Annotated in this window: 19 protein-coding genes; 5 read left to right on the forward strand and 14 right to left on the reverse strand. The window is 68.1% G+C overall.

Features of this window, described 5'->3' with window-relative positions; genetic code table 11:
* Nucleotides 1-131: 131 nt before the first annotated feature.
* Nucleotides 132-710 carry a substrate binding domain-containing protein gene (locus CDO87_RS26365; RefSeq protein ID WP_254698532.1) on the forward strand — a complete coding sequence of 193 codons (579 nt, stop codon included), beginning with the start codon at nucleotides 132-134 and terminating at the stop codon, nucleotides 708-710.
* Between the two features lie 66 nt (nucleotides 711-776).
* On the opposite strand, the gene CDO87_RS26370 is transcribed toward CDO87_RS26365, so the two are convergent.
* Nucleotides 777-1,634, reverse strand: coding sequence for an SDR family oxidoreductase (locus CDO87_RS26370; RefSeq protein WP_100931610.1), 858 nt, complete (start codon nucleotides 1,632-1,634; stop codon nucleotides 777-779).
* Nucleotides 1,635-1,743: 109 nt separating this feature from the next.
* Between CDO87_RS26370 and CDO87_RS26375 the strand changes: the two genes are divergently transcribed.
* The 3 genes from CDO87_RS26375 (at nucleotide 1,744) to CDO87_RS26385 (ending at nucleotide 3,589) form a co-directional block, all read left to right on the forward strand.
* Nucleotides 1,744-2,133, forward strand: a complete 390-nt coding sequence (locus CDO87_RS26375; protein WP_100931611.1) for a helix-turn-helix domain-containing protein — start codon at nucleotides 1,744-1,746, stop codon at nucleotides 2,131-2,133.
* A 176-nt stretch (nucleotides 2,134-2,309) separates the two neighbouring features.
* Entirely contained in the window at nucleotides 2,310-2,474 is a 165-nt protein-coding gene (hemP, locus tag CDO87_RS26380; RefSeq protein ID WP_100931612.1) for a hemin uptake protein HemP, read from the forward strand.
* The gene (locus CDO87_RS26385; RefSeq protein WP_100931613.1) at nucleotides 2,471-3,589 is read left to right on the forward strand and encodes an alpha-hydroxy acid oxidase; all 1,119 of its coding nucleotides are present in this window, start codon (nucleotides 2,471-2,473) and stop codon (nucleotides 3,587-3,589) included. Before hemP ends, CDO87_RS26385 begins: the two co-directional genes overlap by 4 nt.
* On the opposite strand, the gene CDO87_RS26390 is transcribed toward CDO87_RS26385, so the two are convergent.
* The 13 genes from CDO87_RS26390 to CDO87_RS26445 all read right to left on the reverse strand — a co-directional run bounded on the left by CDO87_RS26390 (nucleotide 3,555) and on the right by CDO87_RS26445 (nucleotide 14,352).
* Nucleotides 3,555-4,409, reverse strand: a complete 855-nt coding sequence (locus tag CDO87_RS26390; RefSeq protein ID WP_100931614.1) for an energy transducer TonB — start codon at nucleotides 4,407-4,409, stop codon at nucleotides 3,555-3,557. The genes CDO87_RS26385 and CDO87_RS26390 overlap by 35 nt on opposite strands.
* A complete protein-coding gene (exbD, locus tag CDO87_RS26395; protein ID WP_100931615.1) occupies nucleotides 4,406-4,873 on the reverse strand; it encodes a TonB system transport protein ExbD in 468 nt (155 codons plus the stop codon). The genes CDO87_RS26390 and exbD overlap by 4 nt, the downstream gene beginning before the upstream one ends.
* A gap of 4 nt (nucleotides 4,874-4,877) precedes the next feature.
* Nucleotides 4,878-5,669: a tonB-system energizer ExbB gene (gene exbB / locus CDO87_RS26400; RefSeq protein WP_254698533.1), complete on the reverse strand. Its 792-nt coding sequence runs from the start codon at nucleotides 5,667-5,669 to the stop codon at nucleotides 4,878-4,880.
* 2 nt (nucleotides 5,670-5,671) lie between these two features.
* Nucleotides 5,672-6,355, reverse strand: a complete 684-nt coding sequence (locus CDO87_RS26405) for a Fe2+-dependent dioxygenase (protein ID WP_100931617.1) — start codon at nucleotides 6,353-6,355, stop codon at nucleotides 5,672-5,674.
* A 79-nt stretch (nucleotides 6,356-6,434) separates the two neighbouring features.
* A complete protein-coding gene (locus CDO87_RS26410) occupies nucleotides 6,435-8,345 on the reverse strand; it encodes a TonB-dependent siderophore receptor (protein WP_254698534.1) in 1,911 nt (636 codons plus the stop codon).
* Nucleotides 8,342-8,836 (reverse strand): hypothetical protein, encoded by a 495-nt coding sequence (locus tag CDO87_RS27425; RefSeq protein WP_254698535.1) that lies wholly within the window; start codon nucleotides 8,834-8,836, stop codon nucleotides 8,342-8,344. Before CDO87_RS27425 ends, CDO87_RS26410 begins: the two co-directional genes overlap by 4 nt.
* Nucleotides 8,837-9,164: 328 nt before the next feature.
* Entirely contained in the window at nucleotides 9,165-9,755 is a 591-nt protein-coding gene (locus tag CDO87_RS26415) for a zeta toxin family protein (RefSeq protein WP_100931618.1), read from the reverse strand.
* Nucleotides 9,752-10,111 (reverse strand): TA system antitoxin ParD family protein, encoded by a 360-nt coding sequence (locus tag CDO87_RS26420; RefSeq protein ID WP_100931619.1) that lies wholly within the window; start codon nucleotides 10,109-10,111, stop codon nucleotides 9,752-9,754. The genes CDO87_RS26415 and CDO87_RS26420 overlap by 4 nt, the downstream gene beginning before the upstream one ends.
* Before the next feature lie 57 nt (nucleotides 10,112-10,168).
* The gene (locus CDO87_RS26425) at nucleotides 10,169-10,912 is read right to left on the reverse strand and encodes an SDR family oxidoreductase (protein WP_100931620.1); all 744 of its coding nucleotides are present in this window, start codon (nucleotides 10,910-10,912) and stop codon (nucleotides 10,169-10,171) included.
* On the reverse strand, nucleotides 10,899-11,834 hold the full coding sequence (locus tag CDO87_RS26430; RefSeq protein WP_100931621.1) for a 3-keto-5-aminohexanoate cleavage protein: 936 nt from the start codon (nucleotides 11,832-11,834) through the stop codon (nucleotides 10,899-10,901). The genes CDO87_RS26425 and CDO87_RS26430 overlap by 14 nt, the downstream gene beginning before the upstream one ends.
* 23 nt (nucleotides 11,835-11,857) lie before the next feature.
* Nucleotides 11,858-12,802: a 3-hydroxyacyl-CoA dehydrogenase gene (locus CDO87_RS26435; RefSeq protein WP_100931622.1), complete on the reverse strand. Its 945-nt coding sequence runs from the start codon at nucleotides 12,800-12,802 to the stop codon at nucleotides 11,858-11,860.
* A complete protein-coding gene (locus CDO87_RS26440) occupies nucleotides 12,802-13,581 on the reverse strand; it encodes an SDR family oxidoreductase (RefSeq protein ID WP_100931623.1) in 780 nt (259 codons plus the stop codon). The genes CDO87_RS26435 and CDO87_RS26440 overlap by 1 nt, the downstream gene beginning before the upstream one ends.
* Nucleotides 13,582-13,632: 51 nt before the next feature.
* Nucleotides 13,633-14,352 (reverse strand): GntR family transcriptional regulator, encoded by a 720-nt coding sequence (locus CDO87_RS26445; protein ID WP_100931624.1) that lies wholly within the window; start codon nucleotides 14,350-14,352, stop codon nucleotides 13,633-13,635.
* A gap of 171 nt (nucleotides 14,353-14,523) precedes the next feature.
* On the opposite strand from CDO87_RS26445, the gene CDO87_RS26450 reads away from it, so the two are divergent.
* Complete coding sequence (locus tag CDO87_RS26450; protein WP_100931625.1) at nucleotides 14,524-15,558, forward strand: TRAP transporter substrate-binding protein; 1,035 nt, start codon at nucleotides 14,524-14,526, stop codon at nucleotides 15,556-15,558.
* Nucleotides 15,559-15,563 lie beyond the last annotated feature (5 nt).

Raw genomic sequence — 15,563 nt, forward strand, 5'->3', positions numbered from 1 at the left:
AGGACCTGCTGGCCCGCGCGCCCGCGCTGCTGGACGATCTCGACGCGCTTCTGGCCGAGGTCTCCGACAGCTCGCGCGGGTTCACCGGCGTCATCCGCATCTCGGCCCCCGTCACGTTCGGAGAGGTCTACGTGGCGGACATGCTGGCCCGCTTCGCCGCCCGCAATCCGGAGCTGACCTTCGACCTGCGCCTGCACGACGGGTTTGTCGACCTCGCCAGCGAGGGGATCGACCTGGCCTTCCGCGTCGGACAGTCGGACATGCGGTCGCTGAAATCCCGCAAGCTGGGAGAGATGCGTTCGGTCGTGGCGGCCAGCCCCGATTACATCGCCGCGCAGGGCGCCCCCGCAACCCCGGACGACTTGCGCCACCATGCCTGCATCCTCGACACGAACCGCCGTACGCCGCGCCGCTGGGTGTTCCTGAAGAATGGCAAGGAGCAGGCGGTGGACGTGCAGGGCCGGCTCCACGTCAACTCCGCCCGCGCGGCGGTGGAACTGGCGGCCGCCGGGCTGGGCATCTGCTACGTCCCGCGCTTCGCCGTGACGGAGGCGATGGCCGCGGGCCGCCTTGTGCCCGTCATGGAGGGCTACGACGGCAGCGCGATCCAGGTCAGCGCCGTCTACCTCGAAGGGCGCAGCCTGCCCCGCAAGATCCGCGCCCTGATCGACTTCGCGGTGGAGGACAGCCGCGCCGCCGCCCTTCTCTGACCGATCCCTGCATAAAAAGGGCGACCCCGCAGGGCCGCCCTTCGGACGTCGGAACAGGCCGGGCGTTCAGCCCAGCACGGCCTTCAGCGTGTCGCGCATCGGGGTTGTCGGGCGGCCGATCAGGCGGCTCAGGTCGCGGGACTGCGTGGCCAGAGCACCCTGCCCCGCCTTAGCGTCGCTGTCGGCCAGGATGCCGGCGAACCCTTCGGGCAGGCCCGCGCCCACCAGCGCGGCCGCATAACCCGCCTGGTCCATGTTCACATAGGCCACGTCCTTGCCGGAGACTTCGCTCAGCAGTGCTGCGTATTCGGTCAGGGAAAAGTCGCTGTCGCCGCCCAGTTCATAGACGTCACCGGCCTGCCCTTCGCCCGCCAGCACCACCGCCGCCGCTTCGGCATAGTCCTGCCGCGACGCGGTGTTGAAGCGTCCCTCGCCCGCGGCCCCGAAGTGCTGGCCCATGCCCACGGCCTGCGGTGCGGTCCCGGCGATGTTCTCCGAATACCAGCCATTGCGCAGAAGCGCGTGGGGAAGGCCGCTGTCACGCAGCATCGCCTCGGTCTGAAGGTGCTCTTCGGCGAGTGCCATGCCGCCCGTTTCGGCGTTCAGGATCGAGGTATAGGCGACGAACCCGACGCCCGCGGCCTTTGCCGCCTCGATCACGTTGCGGTGCTGCGCGGCACGTTTGCCGATCTCGGACGACGAGATCAGCAGCAGCCGGTCGATCCCGTCGAAGGCCGCGCGCAGCGCCTCGGGGTTTTCGTAGTCGGCCTGCCGTGCGGCAATGCCCTTCGCCTCGAACGCCTCGCGCGCAGAGTCGGAGCGCACCAGCACGACGATGTCGCTTGCGGGCACAAGCGTGGCGAGGTGATCGACCACCTTCTGCCCCAACTGCCCCGATGCGCCGGTCACCAGATACTTGGTCATGATCTTTCCTTTCAGGTATAGAATCGGATACAGGTCTCATTTAGAGACTTACCCCTTGCCCCGAAAGGAGGCAGTTTTTCGGGACAAGGTAACAGAAAGGGAACCGCCCATGGTATCGACCGTCACCGACCGGCTGCAGGACTGGAAAACACAGGGATTCGATCCCACCAACTGCCCGGTGCGGCAGGTGCTTGACCACGTGTCCGCCAAGTGGCCCGTCCTGATCCTGATGGAGCTGGAACCAGGGCCGGTGCGCTTCAACGCCCTGCTGCGCGCCCTGCCCGACATCTCGAAACGGATGCTGACCCAGTCGCTGCGCAATCTCGAACGCGATGGAATCATCCGGCGCGAGGTCTTTGACACCAAGCCGCCCAGCGTCTGCTACAGCCTGACCGAGCTGGGAGAGGGCCTGCTGCCCCACATCATGGCCATGGTGGACTGGGCTACGCAGGGCATGCCCCACATCGCAGCCGCGCGCGCCGCCTTCGACCGCGCCTGAGGTCCGGCGCCCGTTCTTTCGGCACGCAGGCCGGGCGCGGCGGCGTCAAAGGTGACTGCGCGACAAATTAATTGACAATTTTTGTCGAGTTAGGCTATCCGGGTCGGGACAAGCCCGCCAACCCGTGGTGAGGCATTTGAAAAGACGGCACAAAAGACCTGTCGAAGGATCGTGACATGCCCCAGGGCCAACTTCCGCAACCCGAGATCACAGACGATGGAACCACCCGCTACGATGCCCGCAGCCTGATCCCCGGAGGCGTCAAGGCCGAGATCGAGCTGAACGGTCAGGTCTACACCCTCCGCATCACACGGGCCGGCAAGCTCATCCTGACGAAATGACCGATCAGGCCCGTGCCCTGCCCGGCGGGCTGGCCGGTTACGCCACCCGGGCCGAGGCCCTCCTGCCGCCCGCAACCGCCGCTTATTTCCTGCGCGGCGCCGGGCGCGAGGAAACCTGCCGGGCCAACCTGCGCGACCTCGAACAGATCCGCATCTGGCCCCGTGCGCTGGCGCCTCTGGCCGGGGGGCACACGCAGCGGACCCTGCTCGGACGACGCCTCGACGTGCCGATGCTGATCGCGCCCATGGCCTACCTGCCGGTGCTGGACGCAGAGGGCGAGGCAGGCGTCGCGGCGGCCGCCACCGCGCAGGGTGTCGGCATGTGCCTCAGCGCCCAGGCCGGCCAGCCGATGGAGACGGTGCGCGAAGCAGGCACCGCCTGCCAGTGGATGCAGCTTTACTGGCAGGCCGGGCGCGCGCCCACCATGGCGCTGGCCGAACGTGCCGCCCGCGCCGGGTTTGCAGCTCTGGTCCTGACCGTCGATGCGCCGGTGAACGGCATCCGCGACGCGGAGATCGCCAGCGGCTTCACCCTGCCCGCGGGCATCCGCGCCGTGAACCTCGACGGTCTGCCGCGGCCCCAGTTCGCCCCTTTGAAGGACGGCGAGTCGGTGCTTTTCGACCGGGTCGCCCATGTTCTGCCCGACTGGGAGGACGTGGCGTGGTTCTGCGCCAATGCCCCCCTGCCCGTCCTGCTGAAAGGACTCCTGCACCCTGCCGACGCGGCACAGGCTGTCGTTGCCGGGGCGGCGGGCGTCATCGTCTCCAACCACGGCGGGCGGGTGCTGGACGGTGCGCCCTCGGCGATCTCCGCCCTGCCCGGCGTCGTGGCGCAGGTGTGTGGCGCGGTGCCGGTGCTGATGGACGGCGGCATAAGGCGCGGCGCCGACGTGTTCAGGGCGCTGGCGCTCGGCGCCTCTGCGGTGCTGATCGGCCGCCCGGTGTGTCACGGTCTGGCCGTGGCGGGCGCGCTGGGGGTCAGCCATGTGCTGCGCCTTTTGAGGGATGAGCTTGAAGTGACCATGGCGCTGGCGGGATGCCGGACGCTGGAGGACATCTCCCCCGCCTGCGTCCAGCCCCCTACCCTTTCCGGATCGTGTAGTTCAGAGGGATGACCAGCGTGAAGCTGTCGCCCGTCAGGTGGTTCGGCGGCGTCGGCAGCCGGTCGAGCTTGTCGAAGACCTCGAGCGCCGCTTCGTCCAGCACGGCCGCCCCGGACGACTGCTCCACCTCCCGCGCGGTCACGGCGCCGTAGCGGTCGATGGTGAACTTCACGCGCACCTCGCCTTCCAGCCCCTTCTTGCGCGCGGACGGCGGGTAGGCCTTGGCCTTGGCGATGCGCAGCACGACGGCTTTCTGCCATTCGGTGATCTCGGCCATCTGTTCGGCAGTCAGGCCCTCGCTCTCGGCCTGCGCGGTTTCGGCCTGCGCCTCCGCATCGACGCCGGAGACGGAGGCCTCCGACGCCTCCGCCTCTACCGCGCCGGTCTGGCTGGCCTGGTCGATCTGCTCTTCCTCGAACTCCTGCGCGACCTCTTCGGCGATCTCTTCGGTTTCCTGCTCCGGCTCGGGCGTGGCGATGCCGAATTTCAGCTCCTCGTCCTGCACCTCGTAGGGCGTCTGGTTGAGGATCGGCTCGTCCGCCGCGCGCGCCGCATGGACGGCCTCGGGCGATTCCGTGACGGTCGGGGCTTCAACCGCTTCCTCGACGGCGGTGCTGTCCTCGCCCGCGTCGGAGGGGGCGGCGATGATGTCGGAGAGGTCGAACATGATCGCGCCCTGCACGCCGGTGTCCTCGCGCCGCACCTCTGGCTCCGGCTCCGGCGCGCGGGCCAGGAGGCTCGCGGGCAAGGCGACATGCACGGCCAGGCTGACCGCCACGCCCGCCACCACCATCGGCAGAAGGCCCGCCGCCCCGCGGTAGGCTAGGCTCATTCCACGGCCTCCCCTGCGCCGCCGGCCTCTGTCCCCTCGGGCGCCGCGGCCTCGTCCAGACCCACCAGCCCGACCTTCAGGTATCCGTCGGCGCGCAGCACGTTCATCACGCGGATCAGCTCTCCGTAGGGCACCGCCTTGTCGGCGCGGATATAGAGCCGCTCGTCGCGGTTCAGCATGGTGGCGATGCCGATCTCCATCACCAGCGCGTCGAGCGTGGTTTCCACCTCGCCCACGGCAAGCGACAGGTCTTCCTTCAGGGTGATGAACACCGGCTCGGACGGGCGCTGCGGCGCTTCCGCCACGGCGACCGGCAGTTCAACCGGAATGTCCACGGTCGACAGCGGCGCCGCCACCATGAAGATGATCAGCAACACCAGCATGACGTCGATGAAGGGCGTGATGTTGATGTCGGCGTTTTCCGCCATGTCATCGTCATCGCCACCCGAAAGCCTTGCCCCCATCGGATCACTCCGCCGCCTGATGCTGCGCCACGTCGCCGAAGGTCTCGGGCCGCGCCATCCTTGGCCGCATGGCCAGATCCAGATCGCGGGACAGGGTCCGCTGCACCAGCGCCGAGGCATCGCCCAGCATGACCTTGTACCCGCCCAGCATCCGCGCCAGCAGGTTGTAGAAGATCACGGCGGGTATTGCCGCGACAAGGCCGATGGCCGTGGCCAGCAGTGCCTCTGCGATGCCGGGGGCGACGACGGCCAGGTTCGTCGTGTTGGTCTCGGCGATCGAGATGAAGCTGTTCATGATCCCCCAGACCGTCCCGAAGAGGCCGATGAAAGGCGCGGTGGAGCCGGTGATCGCCAGGAGGGCCGAGCCGCGCTGCTGGCTGCGCGCCGCTCCGACCTCGACCCGCGACAGCGCGCTTTCGGCCCGTTCCTTGATGCCGGCACCGGGCGCATTGCCTGAGCGCTGACGTTCTGCCAGAGCCGCCCGGACCATGGCGCCCATGACGCCGCGCCGCTTGCGGAACCGCGCTGCGGCGGTTTCAAGCGTTCCGGCCCGGTCGAGCGCGCGGTAGTTCCGCGCCAGCCGCCGCCGCGCCAGCATCAGCAGCACGACCCGGGCCAGGAAGATCGCCCAGACCAGTACCGAGGCCACGGCCAGCGCCACCATCACCGATTTCACGACGATGTCGGCGGCAAGGTACATGCCGACCGGCGACATGTGGTCCTGACCGGCCTCCGACAGCCAGGCAAGCAGCTCTGCACGCAGAGCGTATACATACGGTATGTTCAGAAAATCCATGGTCAGACGTCCGTCCATTGGCGGATCATGTTGTGGTAGATGCCGGTCAGGGTGACGACCTCCGGGTCATCGACACCGACCCGCCCGGCCAGCGCCTGGATCGCCTGGTCCATATCGAAGAGGATCGTGCGCTGCTCGTTCGAGCGGACCATGCTTTGCAGCCAGAAGAAGGACGACACCCGCGCGCCCTTTGTCACCGGCGTCACCTCGTGCAGAGAGGTCGAGGGATAGAGCACCATGTCGCCCGCAGGCAGCTTCACCTCCTGCGTGCCGTAGTGGTCCTCGACGATCAGTTCGCCGCCCTCGTATTCCTCCGGTTCCGAGAAGAAGATCGTCATCGACAGGTCGGTGCGCAGCCGCTCGCCGCTGAAGGGGTTCACCCGGATGGCGTTGTCGACATGCACGCCGAAGGTCTCGCCGCTTTCGTAGCGGTTGAACATCGGTGGCAGGATGCGCAGCGGCAGCGCGGCGGACAGGAACAGCGGCGTCTGGTGCAGCCGCTCCATGATGCGCTGGCCGATGGCCTGCCCCGCCTGCGACCGAGGGTCGAGCTGGCGGTTGCGCTTCACGCCCTGCGACTGTGCCCCGGCAGAGGCGCGCCCGTCCTGCCAGTCGGCGGCGTCCAGCTCTGCCCGGATCGCCTGCACCTCGTCCTTGGCGAAGAGCTCGGGGATGGTGATGAGCATGTCGTCCTCTTCGATGAATGGCCCCGATGAGTGGCGGGGACGGCGCAAACGCCGCCCCCGCCGGTGAAAGTCCCGTGCCTCAGAACTTCATGTCGATGGCGACCCATGCCTCGCGCCCGGGGGCGACGTAGGTGAAGGGTTCACCCGAACGGTAGGCGGTGTCGTAGTAGACCTCGTCGCCCGCGTTCTTCACGCCGAACCGCACGTCCATCCGGTCGTTGATGTCGTAGGAGCCGACAAGGTCGAACGACCAGTAGGACGGAAGCCGGTTGTCGTTGGGCGCCAGGGAGCCCAGCTTGACCTCGCCCTTCCAGTTCGACTGCACGCCCAGCATCAGCCTGTCGGTGACATCGTAGGTGGTCAGCAGGTTGAACTGCTGGTGCGCGATGGTGGCCAGTTCCTTGCCGACGACGCTGGAGTCCGCGGAGTCGAGGATTTCGCTCTCCATGAACACCGCGCCACCGTACAGGCCGAACCGGTCGACCTTGCCCGCAACGCCCAGCTCGATCCCGCGCAGGCGGTATTCAAGCGTGTCCTGCGTGACCGCGGACCCGCGCGGACCAACGTCCTCGCGCGCGTTCTGCTTGGTGGTCTGGAACAGCGCCGCCGTCAGAAGCAGATCGTCCATGAGCTCGTATTTCGCGCCAAGCTCGTAGGCGATGTTGCGTTCCGGCTTCAGCGTTTCGCCGCCGGTGTCGAGACCGCCGTAGAACCCGCCGCCCGCGGCGACCTCTGCCCCCATCGGGGTGGTGGACGTGGCCGCGCTGCCGTACAGCGTCAGCGCCTCGGTCGGCTTGTAGGTCAGGCCGAGGTTGCCGTTCCACATCACGTCGTTCCGGCTGAGCGTCGAGCCGGAACTGGTCCGCTCGATGTCATAGGAGTCCACACGCACGCCCGCATCCAGCGCCCACTGCGGCGAGAACTCGATCCGGTCGACGAAGTAGGCCGACAAGGTCTGAACCTCGGTGACGGTCTTGTCGTGGTTGCGCGACGGCATGTTGCCGTCCCAGCATGGTGAGGTGTCCGGGTCCTCGACGTCGACCGTGCATCCGCGTCCGCCCCCCGGGAAGTCTTCGGTGGAGCCGGGGTAGCGGTCGGCCATCACCTCCTCCTTCTGCACCATCACGCCGGCGACGAAGTTGTGCCCCACTCCGAACCATCCGGCCTCGCCCGTCACTTCGGTGGTGTTCGAGATCACGTCCGTCACCTGGTAACGCGACTTGTCGCTGATCCCGGTCGTCCAGTCGGACGGATCGTTCGACCCGTTTTCCGTCGTGCTCGACGGTGCGGTCAGGATGTAGTCGTTGATCGTCTCCGAGGCCCGCAGAGTGTTGGTCAGCGTCAACCCGTTGCCCATGTCCCAGGTCACGCGCCCTGTCGCGACGTGGCGGGTGGCTTCCTGGTAATCGCGATCCGCGATGCCGTAGAAGGTGTCCCGGTCGACACCGAACTCCGTCACCGGGCCGGTCTTGCCGTCCGGACGTCCGGTGGTGAAGGGCACACCCCAGTCCGGTGTCTGGTCGAAGCGGGTGAAGGAGTAGGACGCATCCACCGTCACGTCGTCGGTCAGCTTGTAGCGCAGCGCCACTGCCGCCCCCTGCCGGTCGTCACGCACGTCGTCGCGCCCGGCCACCCAGCCTTCCTGCAGCATGGTGTTGAACCGCAGTTGCAGACGGTCGTTGGTGGCAAGGTTGATGTCCGCCGTCGCCCGCACGGTGCCCGCGCTGGTCGCCTCGAACGAGTAGTGCTGGAAGTCCACGTCCTGCGGCTGCTTCGTGGTCAGGTTGATGGTGCCGCCCGTGGCGCCCCGCCCGCCGACCGACCCGGACGGGCCTTTCATGATCTCGACCTGCTCGGTGTCGAAGGTCTCACGGACCGAGGTGCCTGGATCGCGCACGCCGTCGACGTACACGTCGTTGTTCGCCTTGAAGCCGCGGATGTAGATGTTGTCGCCAAAGGCATTGCCGCCCTCGCCGAAGCCGAGGCTCATCCCGGCGTGTTGCGCGCCAGTTGCCGGACGGAGGTGGTGTTGGTGGTTTCCAGCACCTCTTTCGTGACGGCTGTCACGGTGCGCGGCATGTCCGCGATCTCGCCCCTGAGCTTGGAGTTCGCGCTGGTCACGGCGCGGAACGGCGCGTCTGGGTCGGCGTTCGGGTTGGTGCCTGCGGTGGCCTGACGTGCGGCCTCTGCTGCGGCCGCGGCTTCGGCGGCTGCCTGTGCAGCGGCAGCTTCTGCGGCCTCCTGCTCGGCACAGACCGGGGTGCCCGCCAGTTCCGGCGTGCAGACCTGCGGCGCGGGTGCGCGGCGCGGGGCCGAAGCGGTACGGCGCGGTGCGGGCGCCACACGGGCCGGAGCCGGTGCCGGCTCTGCCGTCGTCTCCACCTCGAGCGTCGGCAGGACGATCGTGGCTCCGTCAGCGGCGGTGTCCTGGGCATAGGCGAAACCGGCCAGGCAGGCGGCGGTCAGGGAGGTCCCGACCATCAGGTTTCTTTGCCCCACGGAAGTTCGGGCGGCCGCAGCGGGCCGCTGTCTCAGACTGCGCATTTCCAATGTCCCTCAGGTTCGTGATTTTTTGACGCTGCGAAGCTGTCTGGACACGGAAATCTGGATGGCGCAGCAAGTAGCTGTCTCTTATCCGAGTGATTTAATCAGTTAAAGATGCGAAAGGATTGCCGGGATTTCTGTGTCGCAAATACCACGCGCGTCCCCTGCATCGTCCGGACGCTAACCGGTGCCAGCGAACGGGGCATCGTGCGTTCGAGGTGGACCGCAGGGAATGCGGACGTCCGCAAACCGTTGAAAACCCGCACTAGCACCTCGTCAGGTCCGCCGCATAGGTCCCGCGAATCCAGCTCGGAGGGTTCGGGCGCACGGTCTCCAGCGCGCCGCGCCGGAAGGTCAGGACCAGCTTCGGCGGCTGCCCGGCCACCGAGTTGTCGTAGACCAGCCCGGTGTCGGCCATGCGCACGGCCTCGCGGATCAGCGGCGCCGACCGGTCGTAGCGGGCGCGGATCTTGTCCTCCGGCACGCAGTGACCGCCCTGTTCCACGCGGAAGGCCACGCGCGCGACGGAGAGGTCGGCGCTGTCGACGCCCACGTGCATCACCCAGACGTCATATCCCCGCGCCTGCGCATCCCGCAGGAGGTCGAGCTTGGAGGGATGGGAAAACACCGTCTCGGTCACGAGGTCACCACCCCGGGCGATGATCTCGGCCCGCCGGGTGTCGGCGATGCGGGCGGCTTCGTAGGAGGCCTCGGGGCCGGGATCGCGCAGTTCGTCGCGCTGGATCAGGTCGGCATTGACGAAGGGACCCGCGAAGGCCGGCGCCACGCGGGTCTGGTAGAGGGTCGACTTGCCCGCCCCGTTGGGGCCGGCCAGCAGGATCATCGTTGGGGTCATTCGCCGGGCGACGGTTCCGCCCGGACAATGGTGCCCGATGCATCAAGGCCCACGGCCCCGCCGGTGTTGCGCAGCGCGTCGAAGTGCGCCTCTTCCCCGGGGCCGGGCGCGTCCATCCGCGCAAGGAAGCGTTCGGTCCAGACGGCCTTTTCCTCGGCGGTGAGGGTCGAGGTCTCCGCCTCTCCGGCCAGGACCCGCGACAAACGCGCGTGATCGAAGGTTCCGGAGCGTTCGATGGCGCGGCCGATGCGGGCCCAATGGGTGATCTGGCCGGCCAGCGAGCGGCTTTGCAGTTCGGATTCGACGCGGGCGTCTTCCACCAGCGTTTCGTCTGCGAATTTCACGGATCTGGCCATGGGGCACCTCCTGCACCTAAAGGTGGCAATTTGCCACCCCGTTGTCAAGACAGCCGCTCAGCGCCCGCCGCTGATGTCTACAATCGTTCCGGAGATATAGGAGGCGTCGTCGGACATAAGCCAGACCACTGTGCGCGCGACCTCCTCCGCCGTGCCGGTCCGGCCCAGCGGCACGGCAGTTCCGGCGGTCTTCAGCCGGTCGCCCCGGCCTGCGGCGGCGTGGATCTCCGTCTCGATCAGGCCGGGCGCCACGGCGTTCACGCGGAAGCCCTTCGGTCCGGCCTCCTGCGCGAGCCCGACGCAGAGCGTGTCGATGGCGCCCTTGCTGGCGGCGTAATGCAGCCATTCGCCCGCGCCGCCCAACCGGCCCGCGCGGCTCGACATCAGGACGATGGCGCCGCCGTCGGGCATGGTGCGCAGGGCCGCCTGCGCTGTCAGGAAGGTGCCCGCGACGTTCACATCCAGCACCCGGCGCAGATCGTCGGCGGAGAGGTCGCCCAGACCGCAGGCCGGGCCGGTGATGCCGGCGTTGGCAAAGACGCCGCCGGGCGCGCCGAAGCGGTCGACGCAGGTGGCGAAGAGCGCGGCAACCGCGCCCTCGGCCGCCGCATCGCCCTTGCAGGCGACGGCGTGACCGCCCTCCTCCGCTACACGGTCGCACAGCGCCCGAGCGGCAGCGTCGTTGGAGGCGTAGGAGAACACGACCGGATGGCCGCGTCCTGCGAGCAGGGCGACCGTGGCCGCCCCGATGCCCCGGCTGCCGCCCGTGACGACAACCGGGAAGGCTTCAGAACGCGACATTGTCGGCGCCCTTGAGGTCCAGCATGCCGCGCGCCTCGTCCGGTGTCGCGACCTCCAGACCCAGCCCTTCCAGCAGGAGCCGCGCCTTGCGCACCTGGTCGGCGTTGCTTTCCGCCAGCTTGCCCTTCGAGATCCAGAGCGAATCCTCCAGCCCGACGCGGACGTTGCCGCCCTGTGCCGCAGCCTGCGCCGCGACGTTCATCTGGTTGCGGCCCGCGCCCAGCACCGACCACACGTAGTCGTCGCCGAACAGCCGGTCTGCGGTGCGCTTCATGTGCGCCACATCCTCGGGGTGCGCGCCGATGCCGCCCAGCAGGCCAAAGACCGTCTGGACGAGGAACGGCGCCTTCACCAGCCCACGGTCCACGAAATGCGCCAGGTTGTAGAGATGCGAAGTGTCGTAGCACTCGAATTCGAAGCGCGTGCCATTGGCGTTGCCGACCTCGAGGATGTGCTGGATGTCCGCGAAGGTGTTCTTGAACACCAGGTCGCGGCTGTTCTCGAGGTGCTGGCGTTCCCACTCGTGCTTGAACTCGGTGAAGCGGTTCAGCATCGGGTAGAGGCCGAAGTTCATCGAACCCATGTTCAGGCTCGCCACCTCGGGCTTCAGCTCGGCCGCCGGGCGCATCCGTTCGGCCACGGTCATGTGGGGCGAGCCGCCGGTGGTCAGGTTCAGCACCGCGCCGGTCGCCTGCTTGAGCTGCGGCAGGAAGGCGCGGAAGGCGTCCGGGTCCTGCGTGGGCTTGCCGGTTTCCGGGTCGCGCGCGTGCAGGTGCAGAATCGTCGCGCCCGCCTCGGCGGCGGCGAGGCTGTCGGTGATGATCTCCTGCGGTGTCACCGGCAGATGCGGCGACATCGAGGGGGTATGGATCGCGCCGGTGACGGCGCAGCTGATGATGATCTTGTTGCTGGTTCTGGGCATGCCCGTTCTCCTCCGGGGAAATCTCAGGCGCGGCTCTGGCCGCGCAGGAATTGCATAAGGGCCGTCAGGCGGCTGTCGCGCCGGGCTTGGGCCTTCGGGATATCTTCGAGCGGCACGGACGCGCGCCGGGCGGCGTCGATCTGGTCGAGCGCGGGACCGGACCAGTCGGCAGGCTCGCGCTGGCTGGGCGCCATGTTGGTATACATACCGGCATAGCGGGCGACGTAGTCGCGCACGCCGCCGGGCGCGTTCAGGTCGATGGTCTCGAATGGACCCACCACAGCCCACCGCGGCGCCAGCCCCTCGCGGATGCCGATGTCCACGTCCTCCGGCGCGGCGATGCCCTGATCAACAAGGCGAAACGCCTCCTGCAGGAGCGCGCCCTGAAGGCGGTTCATCAGGAAGCCGTCGACCTCGCGCTTCATGCGGATGGGCTTCTGCCCGACCCGCTCCATGAGCTGCGCGGTGCGTTCGACCACCTCCGGATCGGTCCAGGGCGCCGGGACAACCTCGACCGCAGGGATCAGGCTGGGCGGGTTGATCGGATGGGCCACGACGCAGCGGTGCCGCCCGGCCAGCCCCTCGGTGAAGGCGGAAGGCAGCAGCGCGGAGGTGGAGCTGGCAAGCACCGCATCCTCGGGCGCCAGCCGGTCGAGTTCGGCCCACACGGCCTGCTTGATCTCCAGCTTCTCCGGGACGTTTTCCTGCACGTGGGACACGCCCTTCAGCGCGTCGGCAAGGTCGGTCGCCACGCGGATGCGGGAAGCGACCGCATCCGGTGTCTCTCCCATCAGCAGGTCGGCTGCGGCCATCTCCTCGGCCATGGCGCGGATGCGGTCGGGGGCTGCCGCGGCCACCCCCTCCGTCGCATCGTACATCGCGACGGAGCAGCCGCCGCGGGCGAAGGTCACGGCCCAGGCGCAGCCGATCAGGCCGCTGCCGACGATCGCGATCGAAGGCTCCGCCATCACAGCGTCTCCACGTTGCCGCAGACGCTGAGCGCCTGCCCCGAGACGTTGCTGCCGCCCGGGCTGGCGAGGAAGAGACACATGGCCGCGATGTCCTCCGCCGTCACCATCCGGCGGAGCGAAACCTTGGCGAGGTACTGCTCGCGCATCTCCTCGAAGGACACGCCCACCTGGTCGGCGCGGGCCTGGATCACCTTGTCGATGCGCGGTCCCTTCACGATGCCGGGCAGGATCGCGTTGGCGCGCACGCCGTCGGGGCCCATCTCGGTGGCGAGGCTCTTGGCCAGGCCGATCACGCCCCACTTCGACGCGGCATAAGGTGTGCGGAAGGCGTAGGGCAGGCGCCCGGCGACAGAGGCCATGGCGATGAACAGGCCCTTGTTGGCCTTCAGCTCGGCCTCGCCGAAGCGGGCGGCCAGGTAGGCGCCGCGCAGGTTGATCTCGAGGCATTCGTCCCAGTCGGCCTGGCTGATCTCTCCCACGCGGGAGGTCGGCCCGGCGACACCGGCATTGGCGATGACCACGTCTAGGCCGCCCATCTGCTCGCGCGCCTCCTCGAACAGCGCCTTGGTCTGCGCCTCGTCGGCGGCGTTGGCCACGCTGCCGGTGATCGCGCCGCCGGTCGCGGCACTGACCGTCGCCTCGTCGATGTCCGAGATATGGACGCGGGCGCCGGTTTCGACAAAGCCGCGGGCGATGGCCTGGCCGATGCCCCCTGCCCCGGCGGTGATCAGGACGCGCAGGCCCTTCGCAGGCGTCAATGATCCGAGAATGCTCATGATGTTGGTGTCCTCCCTGTGGTGATGTTCGGCGCGATGGCCGGGACGGCGTCAGCCGCCCTGATGGCCCGGCGCCGGGCGGGCCTCTTCCTCAAGCCGGGCGCGTATGTCGATGGCCGCGGTGCGGATGTCCTCGACGATGGCGGTCCTGAGCCCCTCCGGATCGCGCGCTTCGAGCGCGGTCAGCGCGGCGTCGTGAAACGTCATCGAGGTCGCCATGTGATGGTGATCCGGCACGCTGACCCGGATCGAGGGGCCGACCGCCAGCCACAGCCGCTTGATGATGTCCATCAGAAGCGGCCAGTGCGCGGCGCGGTAGATCCCGCCGTGAAAGGCGGCGTTGGCGGCAAGGTAGCGGTCGGTCTCCTGCCCTTCCGCGGCGCGCGACAGCTCCTTGTGGAGGGCGCGCACCCGGGCGATGTCGCCCGCGGTGACCTGCCGCGCGGCGCGTTCGGCGGCCATGCCTTCGTTGGCGATGCGGATGGCGGTGACCTCGTCGAAATTCTCCGGCGTGAGCGTGCGGACCTGCAATGTCCGGCTGCTTGTCAGTTCCAGCGCACCTTCGGCGGTGAGCCGTGTGAGCGCCTCGCGCACCGGCATCGCGCTGACCCCAAGCTGCTGCGCCATCCGCCGCGAAGAGATGACCTCACCCGGCAGGTAGGCGCCTGTCACAAGCCCGTTGAAGAGCCTGTTGTAGATCTGTTGCTGAAGACTGTCGCGCTGGAGGGGCGTTGAAATGGAGTCGAGGCCGGTGACGGAATCGCCTTGCATCGTGGCGCCCTTTGGTTATCGTTGATCTGTGATCGCAGTTTGCCGAGCGCCTCGGACAAAGTCAAGCGGGGCAAGGAAAACCTGCGATGCCAGCGCCCTTTTCGGAGGGCGAATCAGATCTGTCCGACCCGGGGAGGAGACACCGGGCGGACCCATTTGGGAGGACACGACTTGAAAACTGTTGCGACACTGACTGCAGCGCTCGCCATTTCCACTGCCGGCTTCGTGCAGGCCGAGACGCTCGACGTAGCCAGCACCTTCCCCAAGAACATGCCGTTCCTCGGTGAGGGCGCGGAAGTTCTGGCGAAGAACATCGACATTGCCACGCATGGCGAGGTGAAACTGCGCGTCCACGGTGCAGGCGACCTCGTCCCGGCGCTGGAAGTGCTGAACCAGGTCAGCTCGGGCGCGATCCCGGCGGGCTGGGACTTCATCGGCTATTGGGGCGGCACGATCCCGGTTGCCGCGCTGGCGGGCGCCATGCCCTTCGGCCCCGGCCCGGACCTGTTCACCGGCTGGATGTGGGAAGGCGGCGGCATGGAGATCGTCCAGAAGGCCTACACGCCGCTGAACGTCAAACTGCTGCCCTGCCACGTCACCGCGCCCGAGCCGGGCGGCTGGTTCAACAAGGAGATCAACACCGTCGAGGACCTGCAGGGCCTTCGCATGCGGATTTCCGGCATGGGCGGCCAGGTGCTGAACAAGCTGGGCGCATCGACCCAGCTGATCCCCGGCGGCGAGCTTTACGTCGCGCTCGAGCGCGGCCGCATCGACGCGACCGAGTTCTCGCTGCCCGTGGTGGACAAGTCGCTCGGCTTTGCCGAGATCGCGAAGTACTACTACTTCCCGGGCTGGCACCAGCCGGCAAGCTGGAACTCCCTGATCGTCAACATGGACGTCTGGAACGGCTTCGGCGAGGAAGTGCAGGAGCAGATCCTGACCGCCTGCAAGGCGACCGTGACCTGGTCGCTGGCCGCCGCACCGGAACCGCAGGGCGAGATCATCGAGGAGTTCCGCGCGATGGGCGTCGAGACCAAGCGCTTCCCGGACGAGGTTCTGGCCGCGCTGCGCGAAGCCTCCACCGAAGTTCTGGAAGAGGCAGCCGCCGCCGACCCGATCGTCGCCGAGGCGTACCAGTCCATCCAGGACTACATGGCCAAGGCACAGGTCTGGAACGACCTGCAGCAGATCCCCGCAGCGGACTGATCCTG

This window comes from Sagittula sp. P11 (assembly GCF_002814095.1).
GTDB lineage: Bacteria > Pseudomonadota > Alphaproteobacteria > Rhodobacterales > Rhodobacteraceae > Sagittula.

Excerpts from the sequence above, each read along its gene's own strand:
- CDO87_RS26370 (WP_100931610.1), bottom strand. The coding sequence starts at position 1,634 with ATGACCAAGTATCTGGTGACCGGCGCATCGGGGCAGTTGGGGCAGAAG.
- CDO87_RS26375 (WP_100931611.1), top strand. The coding sequence starts at position 1,744 with ATGGTATCGACCGTCACCGACCGGCTGCAGGACTGGAAAACACAGGGA.
- hemP (WP_100931612.1), top strand. The coding sequence starts at position 2,310 with ATGCCCCAGGGCCAACTTCCGCAACCCGAGATCACAGACGATGGAACC.
- CDO87_RS26385 (WP_100931613.1), top strand. The coding sequence starts at position 2,471 with ATGACCGATCAGGCCCGTGCCCTGCCCGGCGGGCTGGCCGGTTACGCC.
- CDO87_RS26390 (WP_100931614.1), bottom strand. The coding sequence starts at position 4,409 with ATGAGCCTAGCCTACCGCGGGGCGGCGGGCCTTCTGCCGATGGTGGTG.
- exbD (WP_100931615.1), bottom strand. The coding sequence starts at position 4,873 with ATGGGGGCAAGGCTTTCGGGTGGCGATGACGATGACATGGCGGAAAAC.
- exbB (WP_254698533.1), bottom strand. The coding sequence starts at position 5,669 with ATGGATTTTCTGAACATACCGTATGTATACGCTCTGCGTGCAGAGCTG.
- CDO87_RS26405 (WP_100931617.1), bottom strand. The coding sequence starts at position 6,355 with ATGCTCATCACCATCCCCGAGCTCTTCGCCAAGGACGAGGTGCAGGCG.
- CDO87_RS26410 (WP_254698534.1), bottom strand. The coding sequence starts at position 8,345 with ATGAGCCTCGGCTTCGGCGAGGGCGGCAATGCCTTTGGCGACAACATC.
- CDO87_RS27425 (WP_254698535.1), bottom strand. The coding sequence starts at position 8,836 with ATGGTCGGGACCTCCCTGACCGCCGCCTGCCTGGCCGGTTTCGCCTAT.
- CDO87_RS26415 (WP_100931618.1), bottom strand. The coding sequence starts at position 9,755 with ATGACCCCAACGATGATCCTGCTGGCCGGCCCCAACGGGGCGGGCAAG.
- CDO87_RS26420 (WP_100931619.1), bottom strand. The coding sequence starts at position 10,111 with ATGGCCAGATCCGTGAAATTCGCAGACGAAACGCTGGTGGAAGACGCC.
- CDO87_RS26425 (WP_100931620.1), bottom strand. The coding sequence starts at position 10,912 with ATGTCGCGTTCTGAAGCCTTCCCGGTTGTCGTCACGGGCGGCAGCCGG.
- CDO87_RS26430 (WP_100931621.1), bottom strand. The coding sequence starts at position 11,834 with ATGCCCAGAACCAGCAACAAGATCATCATCAGCTGCGCCGTCACCGGC.
- CDO87_RS26435 (WP_100931622.1), bottom strand. The coding sequence starts at position 12,802 with ATGGCGGAGCCTTCGATCGCGATCGTCGGCAGCGGCCTGATCGGCTGC.
- CDO87_RS26440 (WP_100931623.1), bottom strand. The coding sequence starts at position 13,581 with ATGAGCATTCTCGGATCATTGACGCCTGCGAAGGGCCTGCGCGTCCTG.
- CDO87_RS26445 (WP_100931624.1), bottom strand. The coding sequence starts at position 14,352 with ATGCAAGGCGATTCCGTCACCGGCCTCGACTCCATTTCAACGCCCCTC.